Annotated in this window: 1 protein-coding gene; it reads left to right on the top strand. The window is 65.8% G+C overall.

Annotation, left to right across the window (positions count from 1 at the left end; translation table 11 throughout):
• On the top strand, window positions 1-269 hold a 269-nt coding region (locus ACEWQZ_RS00035), incomplete at both ends, for a hypothetical protein (RefSeq protein WP_476481028.1).

The following is a 269-nucleotide window of genomic DNA, read 5'->3' as shown; positions in this document are numbered from 1 at the left end:
CGCCCGGCGCAGCAGGCTGGTCTTGGGCCGATCCATGCGCCGCATGTGCTGCTCACACCAGGCCCAGAAGGCCTGAACGACCGGCAGGGCGTGCTGGCTGCGATATCCGAGCTTGTTTCGGCCCGTCAGCGCCTGGTCGGGGCAACGCTGAACAAGCATCGCCACAGCGCCCACGTCAAGAGCTTTGGGCATGTCAACAACGGCTTTACCACCAGCGAGCTGTCCGGCCTGCTCGACGCGGCGGGATTGCGCTGCACGTTTTGCGAGGT

Source organism: Wenzhouxiangella sp. YN1 (assembly GCF_056324145.1).
Note: the sequence above shows the minus strand (reverse complement) of the source record. Positions and strands in the feature narration are given on the sequence as shown.